The following is a 23,100-nucleotide window of genomic DNA, read 5'->3' as shown; positions in this document are numbered from 1 at the left end:
TGTAACTACTTAGCAGAAGCAAGCAGCACCGACGATGATTAAGAGGATAAATAATACGACTAATAGCGCGAATCCATTACCATGTGCGAAGCCCATTGTTATTTCCTCCTTTTATTTTAAGATACAACATACAATATGCAAATGAGCTATCGTTTGATATGGACATATATCATGCAATGACATATTTTCTTGAATGATATTGTATTAAAAAAGGGAAGATATAGAAATAACAGTAAGTGGAGAAAGGAAAATATCCATGAAACACTTTTCCGTTGTAATCTTTTGTGTAATAGGTGTATTCATTTGGATGAACATCGATGTGGAAATGGGGAAAAAAATGGCTAGTGAATATGAATTAGGACAAGTTCGATTGGGTGAATTTCAACTGTATACGAACGGTGAAGAATTATATACAAAATTATTTGAGGATATACGCAATGCGGAAAAATACATATATATCCATTTTTATATTGTAGGTAAAGATGGAATAAGCAAAGAGTTTTTGCAGTTGCTTGAGAAAAAGGCAGCGAGTGGAGTAGAAGTGAAATTGTCAGTCGATCGAATAGGTGGATATAAGCTGAAGAAAAAGATAATTCGTCAACTAAAAAGCAATGGTGTCCAGTTTACGTTTAGTAAAAAGCCTAAACTAAAACACATATTCTATTCGTTGCATCAACGAAATCATAGACGAATTGTTACGATAGACGGAAAATTATCATATATCGGCGGCTTTAACATCGGAAAGGAATACCTTGGACAAGATCCGAAATTTGGTCCATGGCGTGATTATCATGTACGAGTCAAGGGGAATGGTGCCACGGATATGGAAAGAAAATTCGCTGATGACTGGAAAGAAGATACGGGAGAAAAAATGTCTGTACATGAAAGTTTACCTGCAATAGGGAATGTAAAATATCAATATTTATTTTCAGACGGAAAAGGGTTATGGGAAAAATATGGAGCGCTTTTAAAGCAGGCTAAAAAGTCTTTAATTATTGCTACACCATATTTTGTACCAAGTAAAGAAATGATGAAAGAGTTAAAAGGTGCATTAAACCGCGGTGTCAATGTGAAAATTCTCGTACCATTTAAAAGTGATGCAGTATTGTTAAAACAAGCTGCCTACCCGTATTTGAGAGAGATGAACCATGCTGGAGCGGAGATTTATCAATATCGGAATGGTTTTTTTCATGGGAAAGTAACAATCATTGATGGAGAAATTGTTGATATAGGTACAGCGAATTTTGATAATAGAAGTTTTTATTTAAATTGTGAATCTAATTGTGTCGTATATGATAAAACAGTTGTTGCTGACGTATGGGATCGACTAAAAGAAGACTTCCATAAATCAAAAAGATTTTCGGAAGAAGATTTTGAGAAAATTAGTAAATGGGATTGGTTTTTAGCAAGAATAGCAAATGTTATAGCATCATATTTATAGCATATAGACAAAAAGTAGGGAGGCACTTTCATGGATTGTATGAAAGAATTGATGAGGTATAGTTATATGCTTATATATAAGGTTGGGGAGTATACAGGACAGGTAAGAGACGAAGAATTAAAGGAGCTATTACAGCATCATTTACCATATATGTTGCAAGCATATAATGAACAAGTGAATTTTCAAGAAGGAGAGAACGTACAGCATATAACTTGTGAACCAATTTCATTTCATTTTCATGAAATGGAAAAGGAAACTGATAGTAAATATACAGGTGATATTTATATTGCAACTTGTTATATTTCGCATTTGAAACGGTTAGCGTTAAAGTTTGCTCAAGTGGCAGTTGAAGTTGCAAATCCAGAATTTCGCTCGTTTTTAGAAAACTGCTTCCTGAAAATGAATCGTTATGCCTATAGTGTATGGCAATATGTCGTGAAGAAAGAGTATAAGATTAAACATGTATATGAAAAGGAGAAGTTTGCATAAGAAACTAAGGCGGAAAGATAGGCGCCTTAGTTTTTTACTTTTTGTGGAGAAAAAATGACTATATGTACATATCTATTATCAGAAAATTTACAAATATTTACCGTTTATTTACTATTTTTCAATCTTTCCTTTAAAAATAGAGAGTAATATGGGATTGTACATATTCTATCAAAAGGAGGAAACGCAAATGAACAAATGGGTTAAATCATTAACTGCTATGGCACTTGCAAGTTCTTTATTAATGGTAGGTTGTAGTAAAGGTGAGGACAAGAAGAAAGAAGACGATACAACAACACAACAAGAGGATAAAAAGGATAAAGAAACAAGTGGAACTGAGAAGTCTACGGATTCTAAAGAAAAGAAATAATGTAATAATAGAGCTTCCTCTTTTATGTGAGGAAGCTTTTTTGTTGTAAATTGATTGAGATTATTGAAAAATAGAGAAAGAATGAAAGAGGGGGAAAACAAATGAAAGTATGTATATTGGGAGGAACAGGGCGAGTAGGTTCAAACATAATTAAATTAGCATTAAAAGATTCAGCAGAAGTGAATGCATTAGCGCGTGATTCAAGTAGAGTAGAAATAAATCATGAAAGATTACGAGTTATAGAAGGTAATGTATTAAATGAAAATGATATAAAGAAAGCGATAGAAGGAAGCGATATAGTAATTAGTGCACTTGGAACGGATCAAAATGGGACGTTAGCGAAGAGTATGCCACAAATTATAAAGAAAATGGAAGAAGAAGGAGTTCGTAAAATCATTACAATAGGAACAGCCGGTATTTTACAAGCAAGAACAAATCTAAATTTATATCGTTTTCAATCAACGGAATCAAAGAGAAAGTCGACAACAGCAGCAGAAGATCATTTAGCTGCATATAAGATACTTAGTAGTAGTAATTTATGCTGGACGGTCGTTTGTCCGACGCATTTAATTGACGGTGATGTGACAGGTATATATCGAACTGAAAAAGATGTATTACCAGAAGGAGGAGCAAAAATAACAGTTGGTGATACAGCGCAATTTACGTGGAATCTGTGTAGTGAAAACAAATATGAGAATAGCCGAGTAGGTATTTCCTATTAAAAAACCATCCCGAAATTGGGATGGTTAAAAGACGATATAACATACAAATATAATAATCATAATGATTTGGAGAATGGCTTTCGCTACTGTACTGCTTAAAAAACCAACTACAGTAGCAACTCCTACTAGAAAGGCGTCTTTTGGCGCTTTTTTATGCATGAGTTCTGTAATAAATACGGATAAGAACGGTATGATAATTAAACCGAATGGTGGGAAAAAGAAAGATCCGACGATGATAGAAATCATACCGACACGTTCTCCCCATTTAGAACTTCCGTATTTTTTTAAGAAATATCCATTTGCAATAAAATCAGCAACGAAAATGAATAGTGTGAAAATGACTTGAATAATCCAAAAGGAAGTTGTTAGTTCTCCGCCATTTATACCGAAATGGTAAATGAAATATCCAGCCCAGACAGCGAGGATGCCTGGAATGATAGGATAAATAAAGGCGAGAAATGAAACAATGAAACAGGCAATGATACAGATTGTTAATAATACTGTCACTTTATAGCTCCTTTTTTATATCTAATTTATGTACAGCAATTTTTTTGACTTGATGTCCATCAAGTTCTAATGCCTTAAATTGAAAACCGGCATATTCGATGGAGTAGCCAGCTTCAATATTTACGTCAACGGCTTGCGATAATAGCCAGCCTCCGATTGTATCTAAGTCGCTCTCATCAATATGTAAGCCAAACATATCATTTACTTCAGAAATAAGTACTTTTCCATCTAAAACAGTAAGTTTAGGCGTACGCTTTTCAATCATAGGTGATTCATCCGCATCAAACTCATCTTGAATTTCCCCAATGATTTCTTCAAGAATATCTTCCATTGTTAAAAGTCCAGCAGTACCACCATATTCATCCATAACGATTGCCATCTGAACGCGATTTTTTTGTAGATGAACTAACGTTTTGCGAATTGGAACAGTTTCAAATACAGTTAGTACTGGATGTATGTAAGATTCAAGTGGCTTATGAATGCCTTTTGTTTGATCATGAAATACTTCTTTCGTATTGATCATACCGATAATATCATCTTTATCTTTTTCGATGATAGGGTAGCGTGTATACTTTTCAGTTGCGACGATATCCATATTTTCTTCTAACGTATTTTCAGTAGATAAGCAAATCATTTCTGTACGAGGGACCATAATTTCTTTCGCAACTCGGTCGTCAAATTCAAAAATATTATTTACATATTTATATTCGGTTTGATTTATTTCGCCGCTTTTGAAACTTTCACCTAAAATGAGTCGTAGTTCCTCTTCAGAATGGGCAAGTTCATTTTCTTTCGCAGGTTCTAAACCGAGTAGTTTTGTGAAAAAGATAGCAGTACTATTAAGTAACCAAATGAACGGGTACATAATTTTATCAAATAAAATAAGTGGTCGTGCAAACTTAAGTGTGATTGCTTCTGCTTTTTGAATTGCAAAAGACTTTGGAACTAATTCACCTAATACAACATGGAAAAATGTAATCACACTAAAAGCAATAATAAAGGATAAAGTATTTGCCATTGTTCCAGTAATATTAATTTTTTCAAAGAGTGGTCGTAGTAAATGTTCCACAGTCGGTTCACCAAGCCAACCAAGCCCTAAAGAAGTAATTGTAATCCCGAGCTGACAAGCTGATAAATAAACGTCTAAATTGGATATGACACTTCTTGCAGCTAAGGCTTGTTTATTTCCTTCATTTGCAAGCTGATCAATTCGACTTTTTCGTACTTTTACAACAGCGAATTCTGATGCAACGAAAAAGCCGGAAATAAGGATAAGTATAAAGATGAGAAAAATATTTAATATGTCCAAGTGTATTCTCTATTCCGTCGTTTGGAATAAAGATGTCACCTCCTGCAATTATGTTATACTTTTATAATAAATCCAAATGAAAAGAATAGTCAAAGAAAAAGGGTAAATATTGGTATGTTTCTGCAATGGTTTTTGAATTTGCTGTTATTTTGTCCGCTATACAAAAGGAATAACCCTCTACTTTCAGATTCTAGAGGGTTATTTCAAATTAAGGTTTTGGAATACTTCTCGTTAAAGCGTATGATTGTTGTTTAAAGTGGTTTGTCGTCCATAGCGTTTGAAGGAATGAGAGTATACAATACGGGATATACAAAAGTAATAAGCTAATTGTAACAATAATAGGTGCATTTCCGCCGAATTGAACGATAAATTGCAATAGTCCACTTGCGTGAAAAACGCATTCCATAAAAACGAATGAAAGAATAATGGAACCTAAAATAGATTTATGATTCGAAGTAAGCGCTAAAAACAATGTATCTACAAGGAAAGAAGCTTGTTTTATTTCATATTCATTTGTATTACTTAAGAAAGGAATCCATTTTTTTATTGCTTGCATAACGATAATCATGGAAGTACTACAAACGATGATAAAAGATGAGTAGTAAGGAATCTTTATAAATTTTGTGATGTATAGGAGTAGTAATAAGACTGCGCATTGTAATAATACAGTACATAAAGAATAAGGAATCCATCTTAATAAAGAAGTGAACTTTTTAACCGATTGAGGTGCTTTAAAAAATAAATGGCCAATCCCTAAGCTGATGAAGAATCCGATTGCAAGAGTAAAGGTAAAACGAACAATCGATAAAAAATATATTTCCCACATGTAAGGGAATAACGGTGTTGATTGATTAGCAGTATGTACCATCTGATTTGCTGAGAAAAAGATAGATTCGTGCATCCAATCAATCTTTGGAATTGTCATCGAAGAAAGTTGTGCGAAGTTATGGAAAATGCTTATAAAGCCGGTGATGTATGAGTATTTATGTGTAATGAATAAAGCTGGAATAGGACTAATGATAAATATAATGAGAACACCAACGATAAATTTATATATATGTGAGCGCAATAAAGACATGTAACCACCTACTCTTTGAATATTCAGAAAATTCTTATTCTTATTTTAGCTTTTTTCGGAGTAAGTTACAATATATTTTTCTTAAAGAAGTTTAGTATTGTAGTGGATAGAATTGAATGAAAGGTGAATAAATTATGACAAGAAAATGAATAATTTTCAGAAAAATAAAATAAATCATTTATTTTTTTCTGAAAATATAATATAGTTATGGCACAGAAAGTATTTTAACATAAGGAGGCTGTTTATGAGGATTAAAGGGAATTATGTGCCGAAAAGGGAAGTTTTATTTTGCTCAAGTTCAATTACGATAGGGGAAGCACTAGAACATTTAAATAAAACTGGTTATCGTTGTGTACCAGTTTTAGATGAAAAAAAAGAGAAATATTTAGGGAATATATATAAAGTAGATATTTTAGAATATAAAGGTTCTCTGGAAGAAAATGTATTACGATTATTAAACGATAAAGAAGGATATGTCAGAGAAGATTCTTCGTTCTTTAAAGTATTTTTTACAATAAAAAAATTACCTTATTTATCAGTAGTTGATGAAAAAGGAGTCTTTCTTGGGATTTTAACGCATAAAAAGGTTTTTGAGCTATTAGAAGATGCCTGGGGCGTTCATTCTAGTAAATATTCTGTCATGATTGGGACACAAGATTATAATGGGGCTATTCAAAAATTATCGACAGTATTAAAAAAATATACAGGTATCCAAAGTTTAATGACTTTTGATAACGATGCCTTATTAGTTCGTAGAATTATGTTTACATTAGGAGAAGAGTTTAACGATGGTGAATTAGAGACGTTATTGAAAGATTTAGAAGATCACGGATTTAGAGTGGTGTATGTGGAAGAGATGAAAAATCCACGTGAAGTTGAAACGATAGAATAATATGCAAAAGCCGTCTAATTATGTTGGATGGCTTTTGTTATGTTACGTGTATAAAATTATTTGAAAATAACGATAGGATAATAAGTGAGTCTGAAACAATATTTGTGCAAAAGAATAAAAAATGTAGATAATTTTGATTTTCAAAAAAGTCAATTTGAAAATATGTTTTTATTTTTCAACTAAATATGTTACTATATGTGTGATAAAAACAAAGAGGTCTGACAACTATACTCCACGCAATACCACTCTAATGATTTAAAAATTCAAAAAAATCAAAAATTAATAATTAGAGTAAAAGTAAGGGGACTGGAGAAATTATGGAGAAAGACACTGCTTTGTAAGGGGCATATTTTATCAGCTTGAACAGAGAGGAGGATGCATAGCATATTGTGAAAATAGAGATAAACAATGAAAAAGTGCTATGCAAATGAAAAGCATGAAGGGACGTTTAAGGCCAGGTGATACGGTAGCAATTGGATTAATGTTATTTGCACTATTTTTAGGAGCAGGAAATTTAATTTTCCCACCAGTTTTAGGGCAACAAGCTGGAGAGAATGTTTGGGTTGCTACAATTGGATTCCTCGTAACGGGAGTCGGATTACCCCTATTAGCTGTAACAGCTGTCGCGTTTGTAGAGGGGGACTTGAAAGCGCTATCTTCTAGAGTTCACCCTATATTTGCGTTTGTTTTCCCATTGATTAGTTATTTAGCGATTGGACCTTTTTTCGCGATTCCGCGTACGGGAGCCGTTTCATTTGAAATGGGTATGAAGCCATTTTTATCAGAGGCATTAGTTTCCGAATGGTACATGCTATTTCTTTTCACTATAATTTTCTTCGGAATAACTTGGTATTTATCTTTAAATCCATCAAAATTAGTGGATTGGTTCGGGAAATTTCTTACACCATTGTTAGTATTAATTGTTGCTGTAATTGTCGGAAAGGCAATTGTTGATCCGATTGGAGAACCAGCTGCACCGCTAGAGGCATACAAGGAAAATGCTTTCTTTGGTGGATTTATTCAAGGATATTTAACGATGGATGCAATTAGTGCGCTTGTATTTGGAATTGTAGTTGTACAAGTTATCCGCTCTAAAGGAATAAAAGAGAGTAATCAAATTGCAAAAATAACAGTAGTATCAGGTATTATCGCTGTACTTGGTTTAACGTTAATCTATTTATCACTTGCTTATCTTGGTTCAACAAGTACATCACTTGGGGTATCAGAGAATGGTGGACTTATTTTAACGAATGTTGTAAATGAGTTATATGGAACAAGTGGTAAAATTTTATTAGGACTTGTTATTGTACTTGCTTGTTTAACAACTTCTGTTGGATTAACATCAGCTTGTGCTGGCTTCTTTACAAACTTATTCCCAAAACTTTCGCATAAAACGATTGTAACAATGGTATGTGTATTTAGTTTAATTGTATCTAACCTAGGTTTAACGCAATTAATCGCAGTTACTTTACCAGTATTAATGATCATTTATCCAGTTGCAATCGTATTAATTGTACTTTCTTACTTCCATAAATGGATTGGGAAGCGTAATACCATTTATATTGGAGCTATTTTAGGTGCGTTGTTAATTAGTTTCTTTAACGGTTTAGAAAGTGCGAAGATTAAAATTGACGCGATTTCTAACGTACTACAAATGTTACCATTATATAAAGAAGGAATAGGATGGTTAATCCCATCATGTATTGGCGGGATCCTCGGTTTCTTCTTCTATAAATCAAATGAATCAAGTGAACTACAAAAGAAAGGTGCTTAGGCGCCTTTCTTTTTTTAAAGGGGATTTTTTTGTTTTGTCTAAGTAATAAATGAAAGGAGTGATAAAATGGCTAATTTTGAAGATTTTTTAACTTTGGATTTACGGATTGGGACTGTAACACATGCAGAGGAATTTAAAGAAGCGAGAGTTCCAGCGATTAAACTAGAAATTGATTTTGGAGAGCTTGGAATGAAGCAGTCAAGTGCTCAAATTACGAAGAGATATAACCCAGAAGATTTAATCGGTCAGCAAATCGTTGCTGTTGTAAATTTCCCGCCAAAACGTGTAGCTGGATTTAAATCAGAAGTGCTTGTTTTAGGAGGAGTACCTGAAGCGGGTGATGTTGTATTACTGCAGCCTAATATGGAATTACCAAATGGAACAAAAATTAGTTAATGTAAAGGCGGGGGAACATGGATATTGGATGCGAATACGTACAGTGTGCCATTTCGAATTTTGAAGCAACAAAGAAACAAGGGGAACGGGTGCTTTCACAATTATCATATGAACAGATTGAATGGTCTTCTCATGAAGCAACAAATAGCATAGCAATTATAATTAAGCATCTGCACGGTAATATGCGTTCTAGATGGACGGATTTTTTAACATCTGACGGTGAAAAAATAGATCGTAACCGAGATGCTGAATTTGAAGGTGGTTATTCTTCTAAGAAAGAGGTACTCGCAGCATGGAATGAAGGTTGGGAATATGTTTTTAAAACGATGAATGCGCTAACGCCAGAACATTTATTGCAGACGGTATATATTCGCGGTGAAGCACATACTGTCATGCAAGCAATTGAAAGACAAATTTCTCATTATGCTTTGCATATTGGACAAATGATTTACATCGGTAAAATGTTAAAAGAAAATGAGTGGGAATGTTTAAGTATTCCTAGAGGAAAGTCTAACTTTCATTTAGAGAAAAAGCGTTCAACATAATAATAGGAAAGAAACCGATATAAAATTGGAAGTAAGAAAACAAGCCAAATGATAGATGGCTCTGCAGTCATAAGAATGCTACCAACAATCAGCCCATATATAATAAGAAAGAAATTAATAAGTGTATTCACAGGGATAAATCGTGAGATAAAAACTTGCTGTCGTTTAAAACAATCACTATGAAATACATAAAAGCGGAAGTACCATGTGGTAGTAATAAGATCTTTCTTTCGCGTAATTCTTTTTTTGCATGTATGACAGATGAACGGTGGTTGCATTTCATTACGCTCCATTTTCTATATTTGTAATAATGTAGGACAAAAGTAGGTACAAAGTGTATATCCCTATATACGCTCCTGATATAAGAAAAAATGGATTTAGTAAAATCCCATGAATACTTGTCATAAAAACTAAGTCTTGTATTAAAACATCATATATATGAATAGAAATGATTGTACCGAGTACATAAAGTGCTAGATATGCTGAAATATGTAACGCAACACGGATGGTAGGATGCTTAGCAAGCCAATAAAAAATAAATGATAGTACAACGGGTAGTGTTCCTATTAGTAGTTTCAATTCATTTCACCTCATTAACAATATAGCCTGAATTTAGACGGTCTATTCTCTAGAGCTTGTACATAACTTGAAATAGAGAGGTGATAGTATGAATCGAGGCTTTTTTTATGTGAAATTCACGAGTGTACGTAAGTTAGTATTATTTATTATTGCTACAGTACTAGCGACTTTTTTTCTTATTAGTATGATGGTAACCTCTATGAAAGAGACGAAGTCAACGTATTTATATAATTGGTTAAATGAGTTATCAATGAATGGTTACATGTACGTTCTTGGGAAAGAGAATCATTATTTTACACAGGAATATCGAAATTTAAATCAAGATTTTTCAATATCTTCGTTTCTCTTTTCTATGGCTACGAATATTCGTTTTAACGATGTACGCAGTTTTGTCGGCAAAGAGCTACCTGGTTTCGGTAAGTACGATACAGAAATTGTTATTGCGGGGGAAGGAACAAATTATTCTAACTTGCCTATAGAGTCGAGCGTTCCACTTGAAGAAGTAGTAAAAGAACGGACTGGAGAAGGTGGACAGGCTCAAAAGCCGGATACGAATAAAGAGAAAAAGCAACCAGCTCAAACGACAGGAAAACGACAAGTTGCATTTATTTATCATTCGCATAGCTGGGAATCTTATTTGCCATTATTGAATTTAACAAATGATCCAAATCCGAATAAAGCCACAAGTTCCGTAACGAATATTTCAATAGTCGGCGACCGATTTCGTGAACAATTAGCAAATGAAGGAATCGGAGCAACTAACGACAAGACTGATGTTGGTCAAAAGTTGATTAGTAAAGGGTTAAATAGTAATAGTTCTTATAAAATCTCACGGGAAATTGTACAAGAAGCAATGGCCGGCAATAAAGAATTACAATACTTCTTTGATTTACATCGTGATAGTGCTCGGAAAAATGTCACGACAAAAATAATCGGTGATAAATCATATGCGAAGCTTGCGTTTGTAGTAGGGAAAGGTAACAAAAACTATGAAAAAAACTTGCAATTAGCAACGGCTTTACATGAGACGATTAGTAAAAAATATCCAGGCGTTAGTCGTGGTGTCATTCAAAAAGGATTTCAAACAGGAAATGGTGTCTACAATCAAGATTTGTCAGGACAAGCGATATTAATTGAAGTTGGTGGCGTAGATAATACAGAGGAAGAACTAAATCGATCGATTGATGCGCTAGCTAAAGCGTTTGGTGAATATTTCTGGCAAGCAGAAAAAGTGAATGGATAAAGTGAAACAGAAATGAATGCGAGAGTCTGAAAAAACGTGAGTGTAATGCTTGCGTTTTTTTGTAATTAATGATGCGTCACAGAATAGACATAATTTGTCGATGTTATAGTAATATCGAAATTTGTCAAATTATACTGGGAGATTTACAAAGGGATTTTCGGGAAAGTAGAGAAAATCTTTTTACAAGGAAAGCTTTTTATTATGAAATTGGTAGGGTGATTGAAGTGATTAGGGAAATCAAAGTAGAAGATGCAGCATCATTTTTGCAATTAAGTAAGCAATTAGATGAAGAAACAAAATTTATGTTGTATGAACCAGGAGAAAGGAAATTCACAGCCGAGCAACAAGAGCAAATGATTCAGCGCTTTGTAGAAAATAAATATGCAACAATATTGGTAGCAGTTGAAGAAGAGAGAATAGTAGGGTTTATTTTAGTGAATGGAAATCATATTCAAAGAAAGAGACATGTAGCAAGTATTGTAATTGGGATTTTGCAAGAGTATAGTGGGCAAGGTATTGGGACTAGATTGTTTAAAGAGGTCGAGAAGTGGGCAAGATTACATGATGTATGGCGTTTAGAATTAACGGTAATGGCCCACAATACAAGAGCTCAGGCACTATATAAAAAAGCTGGATTTGAGAAGGAAGGTGTCAAAAGAGCTGCTCTTATTATCGATGGAGAGAACATCGATGAGTATGAAATGGCCAAATTATTAAAATAAGAGGTCGTTATATGAAAAAAAGATGGATACTACTTGGTATCGTAGCGGCGATACTCATTGTTGGAGTAGCGGGAATCAATTATAAAATGTATAAGGATAAGCAAGCGCGCGAGGTGAATGTAAATAACATATTTCCGAAAGCGAAAGAAACGATTGCGAATATGGATGGAGATATTGCGGTAATTAGTAATCCGAATTCAATGCTTGTGCTTGTGAATAAAAGTAGGCGTTTACCAGATGGGTATAGACCGCCAGATTTAGTTATTCCGAAAGTGCGCTACTCTAGTGAAGGTGATCAAGAAAAGAAAAAAATGAGGAAAGAGGCAGCCGGTGCGCTTGAGGAGATGTTTCAGCAAGCGGATAAAGAGCGTGTTTTCTTATTTGCAGTCTCTGGATTTAGATCTTTTGATCGGCAAAAAGCGTTAAATACAATGTATAAAAAACAAGATGGAGAAGCCAAAACGGCAATGTCGAGTGCAGTTCCTGGAACGAGTGAACATCAAACAGGACTAGCTATGGATATCACATCACAATCTGCTAAGTTTCAGTTAGAGACAATTTTTGGTGAAACGAAAGAAGGGCAGTGGCTTTCTGAAAATGCCCATAAATTTGGTTTTGTCATTCGATATACAAAAGAGAAAGAATCGATTACGGGCTATCGATTTGAACCATGGCACGTGAGGTATGTGGGAAATCCACAAGCTACATATTTATATGAAAATCAACTGACACTTGAAGAAGTAGCGCAGTGAACAATTGAGGGGAGAGAAGGATTATGGCGGTGTTATATAAGAAGAAAGTACACGCATATGTGACAAGAGAAAAAGAAGGAGCTATGCAACTGCTTGTTTTTAAACATCGTGATACACCTGAAGCTGGTATACAAGTGCCAGGGGGAACAGTTGACGAAGGGGAAACGCTAGAAGCAGCGATTTTACGTGAAGTACAAGAAGAGTCTGGGTTACGTCATTTATGCATAGAACGATTCCTAGCTGATTACATCATACATGTGAAAGAAAAAAAGGAATATCAAAAACGTCATTTCTTCCACGTAACATTACTAACAGATGTAAAAGATAGTTGGGAACATATTGTCAGTGCCGGTGAGGAAGATGAAGGCTTAGTATTTTGCTACGAATGGATTGATATTGCAAAATGCCCTGAATTAGCGGGGAAACAAGGTGAGTTTTTACATTTGTTAGATAAGGTATATGTAAAATAATAAAAGAGTCTGAAGCGGAAGTTAATTCGTTTCAGACTTTTTTTATTTTTCAGGAAATAAAAGGTTTTTACATCGGTAAGTTGAATTCTTATAGAGGGATTGTAGTTGTATATGTGAGGAGCGGAGAAAATGAAAAAGTAATAGAGACATGCTATCAATAAAGGTTTATAGAAGGAGAATGAAAATGGAGATTCAGTTCAATACACTACTACAAAAAGAATTAACAATTCATGATATACAAAGAGCGATGGAAGATGGAAAGTTAACTTCAAAAGAACTAGTTATGTATTACCTTCATAGAATCGCAAAGTATGATCAAGATGGACCGGAAATTAATTCTATTTTAGAAATCAATCCAGATGCCATCTTTATTGCTGAAGCGTTAGATTATGAAAGAAAGATTAAAGGTATAAGAGGTCCATTACATGGTATACCGGTTTTACTTAAGGATAATATTGAAACGAATGACTCTATGCATACAAGTGCAGGTACGATTGCGTTAGAACAAAATATAAGTAGTGAAGATGCATTTCTCGTTACGAAGCTGCGAGAAGCAGGAGCAGTGATAATAGGGAAAACAAATATGACAGAATTAGCAAATGCAATGTCATTTGAAATGTGGGCTGGATATAGTGCGAGAGGTGGGCAAACAATAAACCCTTACGGTACGGGTGAGGATGATATGTTTGTTGGTGGCTCAAGTACAGGATCTGCCATAGCAGTTGCTGCTAACTTTACAGTAATATCGGTTGGAACAGAAACGGATGGTTCTATTTTGAGTCCAGCTGTTCAAAACTCTGTAGTCGGTATTAAACCGACTGTTGGTTTAATTAGTCGTAGAGGCATTATTCCGTTTACGTATTCGCAAGATACAGCGGGGCCATTTGCTAGAACAGTAACAGATGCCGCTATTTTGCTAGGGAGTTTAACAGGGATAGATGAGAAAGATGTAGCTACTCGTAAAAGTGAAGGGATAGCAGAACATGATTATACAAAGTATTTGGAGGTTAACGGTTTAAATGGAACAAAGATTGGTGTATATAACAACGCACCAAAAGATTATTATAAATCTGGTGAGTATGATGAGAATTTGTTTAAGGAAACAATTGAAGTATTACGTAGTAAGGGTGCGACAGTAGTAGAGGATATTAATATTCCGTCTTTTCATAGAGAATGGAGCTGGGGTGTATCGCTCTATGAATTAAAGCATAGTTTAGATAACTATCTTTCGAAATTGCCTTCTACTATACCAGTCCATTCTATTTCAGAGTTAATGGAGTTTAATGAAAACATAGCAGAAAGAGCTCTGAAATATGGACAAACTAAGTTAGAAAGAAGAAAAGATTTTCCTAATACGTTAAGAAATCCACAATATTTAAATGCAAGATTAGAAGATATATATTTTTCACAAGAACAAGGCATTGATTTTGCACTGAAAAAATATAATCTTGATGCGATTCTGTTCCCTTCTTATATAGGCTCCACTATATGTGCGAAAGCAGGTTATCCGTCTATAGCAATACCTGCGGGATATATGGATAACGGGAGACCATTTGGAATTACGCTTGCAAGCACTGCTTTTCGTGAGGGGACTTTAATTAAACTCGCATACGCTTTTGAACAAGCGACAAAGCATCGGAAATCTCCTAACTTATCATAAATAAAATAAATAGGGCAGGAAATCCTGTCCTATTTATTTTGTTCATTAAAGTGACATGTTTTTTTGCTTTGTCTTATCATATTTTAATAAGTTAAATGATAAACAAGCAGAGCACAATATAAGGATTGAAGCGAGAATATAAATCGTACGAACACCGAACAAGTCGGTAATAATGCCAACACTCAGCATAGAAAGACCAGAAGCTGTCGAAAGAAGAGCACCATGAGCTGTATACATTTTTGATAGTAAAGAAGGAGCGACACTTGATTGTAGAACTGTTGTTTGAGAAATATCTCTAATTTGATAACATGGTCCCATTAGAACGCACAGAAAAAGCGCAATAAAGCCGCTACTTGTCATACCATATAAAAATGTAAGAATACTAAACAGAAGAGAGCCTACCGCCATAGAGCGTATTAAATTGTTTTGAATGTATGTACTCATTTTCCACGCTAATAGACCGCCAATTAACGTCCCAACATAATAACTTGTATTAATAAATCCCCACCATTCTTCTCCTTTATGAAGGACAGTTGTTACATAAGCCATCGTAATAGCACCCATCCATATCGTCCCTGCAAAAGTTTCAATTAAGTCCATACATGTAACAGTACGGAGAGAAGGGTTTTGAAATAAGAGCTTCCAACCTTCCAATAAAGTATCACCTTTTGAAGAAGAAGGCTCTATTACTCGTTCAGTATGTATGGAACGTAATGAAAAGTGTAGTGCAACACATCCGAAAATCATCAAAATATTATTCATCATGAGTGTAGAAGAAGCACCGATAAGAAGCACAATAACACTTGTAAATGAATAAGCAGCGGCTTGTGCAATTTGTGTGGAAAAGGAAAAAATGCTATTTACTTTTACTAATTTTTCTTTCGGTGTAAGGCGCGGAAGAATACCGTATAGTAATGGAGCGCTCCAGCCACTACATAATGAAATGAAAAAAATGAAAATGAATAGTACTACAATGTTTGTGGAAAGGATCGGGAATAATATCATTAATAAAAATAATAGAGCAGTTTTTATCCACTGCAGTGTAAAAAGTAATGAATAAGATGGAAAACGATTCATTATAAGTGGTGCAGATGTATTTGTTATAAGATTAGTTATAACTTGTAATAATGGAAAAAGAGCAGTTAATGTAGCTGATTTCGTTGTGATATACATATGAGTTGTAATAATCATTACGTATACGATGTCAGCTAGAGTAATGCATATTTTCGATCCTAAATAGTAAGTCAATGAGCGTTTTTGCAATAAGCACACAACCTTTCTGGGAAAATATGAAAGTAGTTATAATAATTATAATTTAAAAAATAAATTTTGAAAGAATTAAATTTTTTGTCACTTTTTGAAAGGGAAATTCATGTATAATGAAGAATATATTAATATAGTATTTTAATAATACTCATTATAACAGTGAATATGTACAATAGCTCGTAGTAAGCGCCCACGTATGAGAAAGGGCGGATAAACCATTCTTTTCTTCATATACATATAGAAAATGAGAAAGAAAGTGAGGGTTGCATATGGCTGCTTGGGTAATTTGGTTTATAATAGCTGGTATTTTATTTATTGCGGAAATGCTGTCGATTACATTTTACATGCTTTGGCTTGGAATTGGAGCTGTTGTCGGAGGTCTTATTGCTTTGTTTGTTCCTGAAGCACTACTGTTACAAGTTGTTGCTGGCGCGATTGTAAGTTTAACATTGACTTTCTTTACGAAAAGAATATCAAAAAACTTTCAGGAAGCAAAAGGTTTTACTGATACAGTAGATATGCTTGCAGGTAAAAAAGGGATTGTTATGCAAGCGATTACAAATGAAGCGAACGGTATTGTGAAAGTGGATGGAGATACTTGGACAGCTATTGCAGATGATCCAATTGATGCCGGAGAAAAAGTTATTGTTATAAAGAGGCATAGTACTATATTACAAGTAAAAAAGGAGAGTGAATAAATATGGTAGCATTAACGTTAACGATTATTTTCGCATTAATTGTTGTTACATTTATCGCATTAACAATCAAAATTATTCCACAGCAAAAAGTTGGAGTCGTTGAAAGATTTGGTAAGTTTCAACGTGTTATGCAGCCAGGACTAAATTTATTAATCCCGATTGTAGATCGCGTTCGTGTATATCATGACTTACGTATTCAACAAACGAATGTACCACCGCAAAAGGTAATTACGAAAGATAATGTACAAGTAGAAATTGATACAATTATTTTCTATCAAGTCGTTGAACCGGAACTTGCGACATATGGTATTTCAAACTATGAATATGGTGTTCGTAACATTACTTCAGCAACGATGCGCCAAATCATTGGTAAAATGGAACTGGATGAAACGTTATCTGGTCGTGAAAAAATTTCAACAGAAATTCGCTTAGCACTTGATGAAGCTACAGAAAAATGGGGCGTTCGCATTGAACGTGTTGAAGTTGTCGATATTAATCCGCCGAAAGATGTGCAAGCATCAATGGAAAAACAAATGAAAGCAGAGCGTAATAAACGTGCGATCATATTAGAAGCTGAAGCTGCAAAACAAGATAAAGTCCTTCGTGCTGAAGGGGAGAAGCAAAGTAAAATCTTAATGGCTGAAGGGGATAAAGAAGCACGTATTCGAGAAGCGGAAGGTATTAAAGAAGCAAAAGAATTAGAAGCGCAAGGGGAAGCAAGAGCGATTGAGGAAATTGCGAAAGCAGAACAAAATCGAATTGAATTACTTCGTGAAGCAAATTTAGATGAGCGTATACTTGCTTACAAATCATTTGAATCATTAGCTGAAGTTGCGAAAGGGCCAGCAAATAAAGTCTTTATTCCGTCTAATGCAATTGAAACACTTGGTACTCTCGGGGCAATTGGTGAAATTTTTAAAGAAAAACAGGCAAAGAGATTACCTTCTTCAGATACACCAAAAGAATAATAGGAGTGAAAAGAGAAATGGGGTGGCATTTCTCTTTTTATTTTTTATCATTGTTTTAATTTATAAATTAAATGAGTAAGGGACGGGAAACCGTTCCTTACTTATATTCGCTAAAAAATTTTTAAGATTTCATAATATGAAATCAAGGAGAATGTGTAAGAAATAAAATTGGTATAATGATTGAAAATTCAGTCATCTAATGGTGTTTCTAAACTTTTTAGTATATTATTATGGGAAATTGGAGGGAAAAGAATGGGCATTAGAACAGGGGAACAGTATATTGAAGGATTGAGAAAAAGAAATCCTGAAATTTGGATTGGCGGGAGAAAAGTAACGGATGTAGTAAATGAAGATGTTTTTCGTGAACCGATTTTACAAATTGCGAATTTATATGATATGCAGCACCATCCAGAATATCAAGATAAAATTACTCATATATGCGAAGAGACAGGGGAAAGAATATCAAATGCATTTTTAGTTCCTAAAAATTATGAGGACTTAAAGGCACGCCGTGAATTATTTGAAGTATGGGCAAAAGCTACTTATGGTTTAATGGGTAGAACGCCTGATTTTTTAAATGTAACGGTTACTTCAATGGCAAGTAATTCGTGGTTTTTTGAGAAGTTTAATCCAGAATGGGGAGCGAATATAAAAAATTATTATAAACATATAAGGGATAATGATTTGTTTTTAACACACGCAATTATTAATCCGCAAAATGATCGGAGTAAGGCCTCCCATCAACAAGAAGATGAAACAATGCATTTAGGGGTAGTAAGTGAAACAGCGGAAGGGATGTATGTGAGTGGTGCTAAAATGTTAGCGACACTGGCGCCGATTACGGATGAGGTAATAATATATTCCTATCCAAGCTTTAAACCAGGTGATGAACGTCATGCAATTTCTTTTGCAGTTCCAATTGATGCACCAGGTCTAAGAATTTTATGTCGTGAGCCAATGCAAGATGGGAAACGTTCTTTATTTGATCATCCACTTGCATCAAGGTTTGAGGAAATGGACGCATTACTAGTATTTCATAATGTGTTTATCCCGTGGGATAAAGTATTTATTTATCAAAGTGTGGAAGCTGGGAATCAATTGTATCCTAAAACCGGAATTGGTCATCAACCAGCCCATCAATCTGGAGTAAGAGGGTTAGTAAAACTATCTTTTGCAGCTGAAGTAGCTATGAAAGTAGCAGATTCGATTGGCGTAGATGGGTTTTTAAATGTACAAAACCAGTTAGCAGAGCTTATGCAAGATGTCGAAACGATACGCGCTCTCCTGCAAGTAGCTGAATATGAGTATGAAACGAATTCATATGGAGAAGTTATTCCTGCGAGGTTGCCGCTTGATACGATCCGCAGTTTATTACCTAAAATGTATCCGCGGGCTATTGAGATTATTCAAACTATAGGTGCTGGTGGATTATTAATGTCACCGACAGGTGCTGATTTTATGAATCCCGAGATTCATGATGATATGCAAAAGTATTATATCGGGCGTGAAGGCGTATCCTCTGAGGAACGAGTTCGCTTGTTTAAATTAGCGTGGGATTTATGCGGTGAAGCTTTTGGGCAACGATTATTACAATATGAGCGTTATTATTCTGGAGATCCGGTGCGTAAAATGGGAATGTTTTATAATGCGTACAAAAAACAACAAACTTTTTCACTTGTGAACAATGCGTTGCAATCGAGTTCATCTGAAGGGGCCTTAAGTTAAATAAAAATGTTTGCGCTTACATTTTTATTTGGAAGAGGAAGGAGCAATAGATGATAAAAAGAATTTTACTGTTAGGATGTAATTCTTCTTATAATTTTAACAATATCTAGAACTTGAGAACTGTAACTGGAATAGGGGAGGTATATGATTTGATCGCTTCTATCAGTAAAATTTGCAAAATTCTAAATTGTTTCACGAGTGATGAGCCTGTGCTAGGTAATTCGGAAATAGCGGAAAAGCTAAAGATGAATGCAAGTACGGTTCACCATCTTGTTCGTACGTTGTGTGCAGAAGGAATGCTCATACAAGATGAGCAAAGAAAATATAGATTAGGTTGGAAGTTGTTAGAGTGGGGAAATCAAGTCATGTTTCAGCAAGAGATTTATAGTGGAGCAATTCCGCTTGTTGAAGAGCTAGTAAGAAATTTTAGCGGTACTGTGCATATCGGTATGTTTGATCGTGGTGATGTTGTATTTATATTGAAAGTTTCATCGAAGGAGTCCGTTCAAATTTCAACACATGTTGGATCAAGAGAACCTGCATATTGTACGAGCACAGGGAAAGTGCTGCTTTCATTTCATTCATCACCTTTAGAATATACTTCAGAAAAAGGGCTTTTACGACGAGCACCCAATACCATTACATGTGTCAAACAATTCCAAACAGAGTTACAGAAAATTCGTAAGCAAGGTTATTCAATTAGTGATAACGAAAATGAGCATGGACTATATGGAATTGCAGCTCCTATTCGATCTTATACTGGGAGAACTATTGCGGCGCTTAATATTGTTGGACCTATATCGTATATGCAGGGAAGTAATCGTGAAATCATAATTCAAAGTGTGATGAATACAGCAAATTTGATTTCCAAGGAATTTGGTTATTTAGAAATTTAATTTTAGAAGAAAAGAGATGAGTATCATTTATATACATGAGCAGTGTATACCTGAATTAACGAAATCTATTGTTTCAATTGGAGCATTTGATGGTGTGCATAAAGGTCATCAAGCTGTAATTAAAAATGCAGTTGAGAAGGCAAAGGTATTAAGGATAACAAATGTTGTGTATACATTTGATCCACCACCACGCTCATACTTTCAAGGGGCGAAAGTATTAACACCCATTGATGAGAAGGTGAAACGTATTCAAAGTCTTGGTGTTGAACATGTGATTGTAATTCGGTTTGATCGGTCTTATATAACAAAAAGTGCGAGTTGTTTTATTCAAGATATAAAAAGACTAAGCCCTGTAGAAATTTTTGTTGGCCAAGATTTTAAGTTTGGAAAAAATCGGGAGGGCAATATAGATTTGCTAAGAGAGCACTTCAATATTTCTATAGTGAAAGATATTTGCTGTGATGAAGGTGAGCGAATATCTTCAACGAGAATTAGAGATTATGTCTATCATGGGGATTTGCAAAAGTCTAGTTCTTTACTCGGTTGGTCTTTTAAAACGATATAAATAAAAAGGAATTATAAGGAGGAAATAGTATGTCTAAAACATTGCAATCTTTTAATTTACTAAAATGGATTGATGAGAATAAGGAGTTATTGAAACCACCAGTAAATAACAAAGTTATTTGGCAAGATTCAGAGTTTATCGCCATGATATTAGGTGGTCCAAATAGAAGACGTGATTTCCACGTAGATCCTTCAGATGAATTTTTCTATCAAATTAAAGGTGAATGTTATGTGGAATGTATTACAGAAGAAGGGAAGCGGGAAGTCGTCACAGTAAAAGAAGGGGATGTATTTATGCTCCCAGCTATGGTACCGCATTCACCACATCGCGTTGCTAACACATATGGGCTCGTAATTGAAAGAAAACGTAGCCAAGGAGAACTTGAGGATTTCGTTTGGTTCTGTGATGAGTGTAATCATGAAATGCATCGTGTACGCGTCCAATTAAGTGATATTGAAAAACAAGTAAAAGAAGCAATTCATAGTTTTAATTCAAATAAAGAAATTCGAGCGTGTAAAAACTGCGGTCATATTATGCCAGAGGAAGTGGAGGAATGGAAGTGCGAATAGATTTTCATACACATATTATTCCTGAAACTTTTCCAGATTTTGAAGAGAAGTTTGGTGGCGGTCGTTGGCCGATATTAAATCGGACTTGTACATGTGGTGCAAGTATTATGGTTGGAGGTAAAAATTTTCGAGACGTGACAGACCAAGTATGGTGTCCTAAGAAAAGAATTGAAGATATGGATCGTGAAGGTGTTGATATTCAAGTTCTATCACCAATCCCTGTTACATTTTCGTATTGGGCAAAACCAGAGGAAGCCGAAAGTATGGCACGTATTCAAAATGATTTTATTGCAGAAACAGTTTTAGCATATCCAGATCGTTTTGTAGGGTTAGGAACGGTTCCGATGCAAGATGGAGAAACTGCGATTCGTGAAATGGAGCGTTGTATAACGGAATTACATTTACACGGTATTGAAATTGGCACAAACGTAAATGGTAAAAATTTAGATGACCCATCGTTTATTGAATTTTTTCGAATGGCTGAAAAATGGCAAGTTCCGATTTTTATTCATCCATGGGAAACATTAGGGCGTGATAGAATGCCACATCATAATTTTATGTATACAGTTGGGATGCCGAGTGAAACGGCACTTGCGGCAGCTACATTAGTATGGAGTGGAATAATGGAGAAGTTTCCACTGCTAAAGGTTTGTTTTGCGCATGGCGGCGGCTCTTTCCCATATATTTTGCCAAGGTTAGATCAAGGCTGGAAAGTATGGCCGCATTTACGATTGACTACGCATCCTCCTAGTTATTATGCAAAGAAATTTTATTTTGATTCTTTAAATTATGATCCTATTAATTTGAAATATATGATTGAAAGATTTGGACATGAAAAAATTTTCATGGGTTCAGATTATCCGTTTTTATTGCGAGAAGTTGATCCGGGTAAAGTGATTGATGAAACAGCCAGTTTATCAGAGGAACAAAAAGCAGCAATGCTTGGGGGAAATGCTGCGGAATTTTTAAATATTGATATAAAAAAACGAGGTGTAGCATATGCAGAGAGTACAAACACCTGAGGATAAACTAAGTGAGTTGGGAATTACACTACCAGCTATTCGCCCGGCAGTTGGAAATTATGTTAGTTGTGTAAGAGTAGGTAACTTATTATTTACTGCTGGACAAGGTGTAGATGAGTATCACGGGAAATTAGGAAAAGATATTTCAATTGATGAAGGGTATAAAGCGGCAAGGCAATCGATGTTGAATTTGTTAAGTGTTGTGAGAAATGAACTAGGTGATTTAAATAAGGTAAAACGAATTGTAAAAATACTTGGTTTTGTAAATAGTACGGAAGACTTTATTAATCAGCCAAAAGTAATGAACGGTGCATCGGATGTATTAGTAGATATATTTGGAGAAAAGGGGAAACATGCTCGTTCAGCAGTCGGTATGGCTCAGTTACCTAATAATACAACAATTGAAATTGAGATGGTTTTAGAAATTGAGGAGTAGGAGGTAAAG

The 23,100-nt window shown here is 34.8% G+C and carries 28 protein-coding genes; 21 read left to right on the top strand and 7 right to left on the bottom strand.

The window, feature by feature from the left end; all coding sequences use genetic code 11:
• Positions 1-9 precede the first annotated feature (9 nt).
• Positions 10-96 (bottom strand): YjcZ family sporulation protein, encoded by an 87-nt coding sequence (locus PDK19_RS06445; RefSeq protein ID WP_000505094.1) that lies wholly within the window; start codon positions 94-96, stop codon positions 10-12.
• Positions 97-256: 160 nt separating this feature from the next.
• Here PDK19_RS06445 and cls point away from each other — a divergent pair, with 160 nt between their 5' ends.
• From cls to PDK19_RS06425, 4 genes are all read left to right on the top strand, one after another.
• A complete protein-coding gene (gene cls, locus PDK19_RS06440) occupies positions 257-1,441 on the top strand; it encodes a cardiolipin synthase (protein WP_270706770.1) in 1,185 nt (394 codons plus the stop codon).
• 30 nt (positions 1,442-1,471) lie between these two features.
• Positions 1,472-1,930, top strand: a complete 459-nt coding sequence (locus PDK19_RS06435) for a spore coat protein (protein ID WP_000340557.1) — start codon at positions 1,472-1,474, stop codon at positions 1,928-1,930.
• A gap of 187 nt (positions 1,931-2,117) precedes the next feature.
• The gene (locus PDK19_RS06430) at positions 2,118-2,297 is read left to right on the top strand and encodes a hypothetical protein (protein ID WP_001045960.1); all 180 of its coding nucleotides are present in this window, start codon (positions 2,118-2,120) and stop codon (positions 2,295-2,297) included.
• A gap of 101 nt (positions 2,298-2,398) precedes the next feature.
• Positions 2,399-3,019, top strand: a complete 621-nt coding sequence (locus PDK19_RS06425; RefSeq protein WP_014893809.1) for an NAD(P)-dependent oxidoreductase — start codon at positions 2,399-2,401, stop codon at positions 3,017-3,019.
• Positions 3,020-3,043: 24 nt separating this feature from the next.
• On the opposite strand, the gene PDK19_RS06420 is transcribed toward PDK19_RS06425, so the two are convergent.
• The 3 genes from PDK19_RS06420 to PDK19_RS06410 all read right to left on the bottom strand — a co-directional run bounded on the left by PDK19_RS06420 (position 3,044) and on the right by PDK19_RS06410 (position 5,913).
• Entirely contained in the window at positions 3,044-3,526 is a 483-nt protein-coding gene (locus tag PDK19_RS06420) for a DUF456 domain-containing protein (protein WP_000217327.1), read from the bottom strand.
• Between the two features lies 1 nt (position 3,527).
• Positions 3,528-4,835: a hemolysin family protein gene (locus PDK19_RS06415; protein WP_000353720.1), complete on the bottom strand. Its 1,308-nt coding sequence runs from the start codon at positions 4,833-4,835 to the stop codon at positions 3,528-3,530.
• A 208-nt stretch (positions 4,836-5,043) separates the two neighbouring features.
• Positions 5,044-5,913 carry a hypothetical protein gene (locus PDK19_RS06410; RefSeq protein WP_000055298.1) on the bottom strand — a complete coding sequence of 290 codons (870 nt, stop codon included), beginning with the start codon at positions 5,911-5,913 and terminating at the stop codon, positions 5,044-5,046.
• Between the two features lie 244 nt (positions 5,914-6,157).
• Between PDK19_RS06410 and cbpA the strand changes: the two genes are divergently transcribed.
• The 4 genes from cbpA (at position 6,158) to PDK19_RS06390 (ending at position 9,520) form a co-directional block, all read left to right on the top strand.
• Entirely contained in the window at positions 6,158-6,805 is a 648-nt protein-coding gene (cbpA, locus tag PDK19_RS06405) for a cyclic di-AMP binding protein CbpA (RefSeq protein WP_049113683.1), read from the top strand.
• Between the two features lie 436 nt (positions 6,806-7,241).
• Positions 7,242-8,579 carry a branched-chain amino acid transport system II carrier protein BrnQ4 gene (brnQ4, locus tag PDK19_RS06400; protein ID WP_073569329.1) on the top strand — a complete coding sequence of 446 codons (1,338 nt, stop codon included), beginning with the start codon at positions 7,242-7,244 and terminating at the stop codon, positions 8,577-8,579.
• A gap of 66 nt (positions 8,580-8,645) precedes the next feature.
• Complete coding sequence (gene csaA, locus PDK19_RS06395) at positions 8,646-8,975, top strand: chaperone CsaA (RefSeq protein WP_001263033.1); 330 nt, start codon at positions 8,646-8,648, stop codon at positions 8,973-8,975.
• Positions 8,976-8,992: 17 nt separating this feature from the next.
• Complete coding sequence (locus PDK19_RS06390; protein WP_014893806.1) at positions 8,993-9,520, top strand: DUF1572 domain-containing protein; 528 nt, start codon at positions 8,993-8,995, stop codon at positions 9,518-9,520.
• On the opposite strand, the gene PDK19_RS06385 is transcribed toward PDK19_RS06390, so the two are convergent.
• Both PDK19_RS06385 and PDK19_RS06380 read right to left on the bottom strand, forming a co-directional pair.
• A complete protein-coding gene (locus tag PDK19_RS06385; protein ID WP_033677760.1) occupies positions 9,493-9,798 on the bottom strand; it encodes a hypothetical protein in 306 nt (101 codons plus the stop codon). The genes PDK19_RS06390 and PDK19_RS06385 overlap by 28 nt on opposite strands.
• A 4-nt stretch (positions 9,799-9,802) precedes the next feature.
• On the bottom strand, positions 9,803-10,099 hold the full coding sequence (locus tag PDK19_RS06380) for a hypothetical protein (protein WP_000770751.1): 297 nt from the start codon (positions 10,097-10,099) through the stop codon (positions 9,803-9,805).
• 88 nt (positions 10,100-10,187) lie between these two features.
• Here PDK19_RS06380 and spoIIP point away from each other — a divergent pair, with 88 nt between their 5' ends.
• The 5 genes from spoIIP to PDK19_RS06355 all read left to right on the top strand — a co-directional run bounded on the left by spoIIP (position 10,188) and on the right by PDK19_RS06355 (position 14,946).
• Positions 10,188-11,342, top strand: coding sequence for a stage II sporulation protein SpoIIP (gene spoIIP / locus PDK19_RS06375; RefSeq protein ID WP_001079295.1), 1,155 nt, complete (start codon positions 10,188-10,190; stop codon positions 11,340-11,342).
• A gap of 224 nt (positions 11,343-11,566) precedes the next feature.
• Positions 11,567-12,064, top strand: coding sequence for a GNAT family N-acetyltransferase (locus PDK19_RS06370; RefSeq protein ID WP_000617584.1), 498 nt, complete (start codon positions 11,567-11,569; stop codon positions 12,062-12,064).
• A gap of 11 nt (positions 12,065-12,075) precedes the next feature.
• Positions 12,076-12,816 carry a M15 family metallopeptidase gene (locus PDK19_RS06365; RefSeq protein WP_000747655.1) on the top strand — a complete coding sequence of 247 codons (741 nt, stop codon included), beginning with the start codon at positions 12,076-12,078 and terminating at the stop codon, positions 12,814-12,816.
• Positions 12,817-12,839: 23 nt separating this feature from the next.
• Entirely contained in the window at positions 12,840-13,286 is a 447-nt protein-coding gene (locus PDK19_RS06360; protein ID WP_270706765.1) for an NUDIX hydrolase, read from the top strand.
• A 184-nt stretch (positions 13,287-13,470) separates the two neighbouring features.
• Complete coding sequence (locus PDK19_RS06355; RefSeq protein ID WP_270706764.1) at positions 13,471-14,946, top strand: amidase family protein; 1,476 nt, start codon at positions 13,471-13,473, stop codon at positions 14,944-14,946.
• A gap of 45 nt (positions 14,947-14,991) precedes the next feature.
• On the opposite strand, the gene PDK19_RS06350 is transcribed toward PDK19_RS06355, so the two are convergent.
• Positions 14,992-16,218, bottom strand: coding sequence for an MFS transporter (locus PDK19_RS06350; protein ID WP_074615106.1), 1,227 nt, complete (start codon positions 16,216-16,218; stop codon positions 14,992-14,994).
• Positions 16,219-16,481: 263 nt separating this feature from the next.
• Here PDK19_RS06350 and PDK19_RS06345 point away from each other — a divergent pair, with 263 nt between their 5' ends.
• The 8 genes from PDK19_RS06345 (at position 16,482) to PDK19_RS06310 (ending at position 23,091) form a co-directional block, all read left to right on the top strand.
• Complete coding sequence (locus PDK19_RS06345) at positions 16,482-16,910, top strand: NfeD family protein (RefSeq protein WP_014893805.1); 429 nt, start codon at positions 16,482-16,484, stop codon at positions 16,908-16,910.
• Between the two features lie 2 nt (positions 16,911-16,912).
• Positions 16,913-17,878 carry an SPFH domain-containing protein gene (locus PDK19_RS06340; protein WP_014893804.1) on the top strand — a complete coding sequence of 322 codons (966 nt, stop codon included), beginning with the start codon at positions 16,913-16,915 and terminating at the stop codon, positions 17,876-17,878.
• A 252-nt stretch (positions 17,879-18,130) separates the two neighbouring features.
• Entirely contained in the window at positions 18,131-19,603 is a 1,473-nt protein-coding gene (locus PDK19_RS06335) for a 4-hydroxyphenylacetate 3-hydroxylase family protein (RefSeq protein ID WP_074615105.1), read from the top strand.
• A 149-nt stretch (positions 19,604-19,752) separates the two neighbouring features.
• The gene (locus PDK19_RS06330) at positions 19,753-20,499 is read left to right on the top strand and encodes an IclR family transcriptional regulator (RefSeq protein WP_000561972.1); all 747 of its coding nucleotides are present in this window, start codon (positions 19,753-19,755) and stop codon (positions 20,497-20,499) included.
• Positions 20,500-20,515: 16 nt separating this feature from the next.
• On the top strand, positions 20,516-21,064 hold the full coding sequence (locus tag PDK19_RS06325; RefSeq protein WP_000022933.1) for an FAD synthetase family protein: 549 nt from the start codon (positions 20,516-20,518) through the stop codon (positions 21,062-21,064).
• Between the two features lie 29 nt (positions 21,065-21,093).
• Entirely contained in the window at positions 21,094-21,633 is a 540-nt protein-coding gene (gene nbaC / locus PDK19_RS06320) for a 3-hydroxyanthranilate 3,4-dioxygenase (protein ID WP_000047733.1), read from the top strand.
• Positions 21,618-22,655 (top strand): amidohydrolase family protein, encoded by a 1,038-nt coding sequence (locus PDK19_RS06315; RefSeq protein WP_000453802.1) that lies wholly within the window; start codon positions 21,618-21,620, stop codon positions 22,653-22,655. The genes nbaC and PDK19_RS06315 overlap by 16 nt, the downstream gene beginning before the upstream one ends.
• Positions 22,633-23,091 carry a RidA family protein gene (locus tag PDK19_RS06310; protein ID WP_001190048.1) on the top strand — a complete coding sequence of 153 codons (459 nt, stop codon included), beginning with the start codon at positions 22,633-22,635 and terminating at the stop codon, positions 23,089-23,091. The genes PDK19_RS06315 and PDK19_RS06310 overlap by 23 nt, the downstream gene beginning before the upstream one ends.
• Positions 23,092-23,100 lie beyond the last annotated feature (9 nt).

The organism is Bacillus cereus group sp. BcHK124, assembly GCF_027712065.1.
In the GTDB taxonomy this organism is placed as follows: Bacteria; Bacillota; Bacilli; order Bacillales; family Bacillaceae_G; genus Bacillus_A; species Bacillus_A pacificus.
The sequence above is the reverse complement of the archived record's forward strand: the minus strand, read 5'-3'. Positions and strand labels throughout refer to the sequence as shown.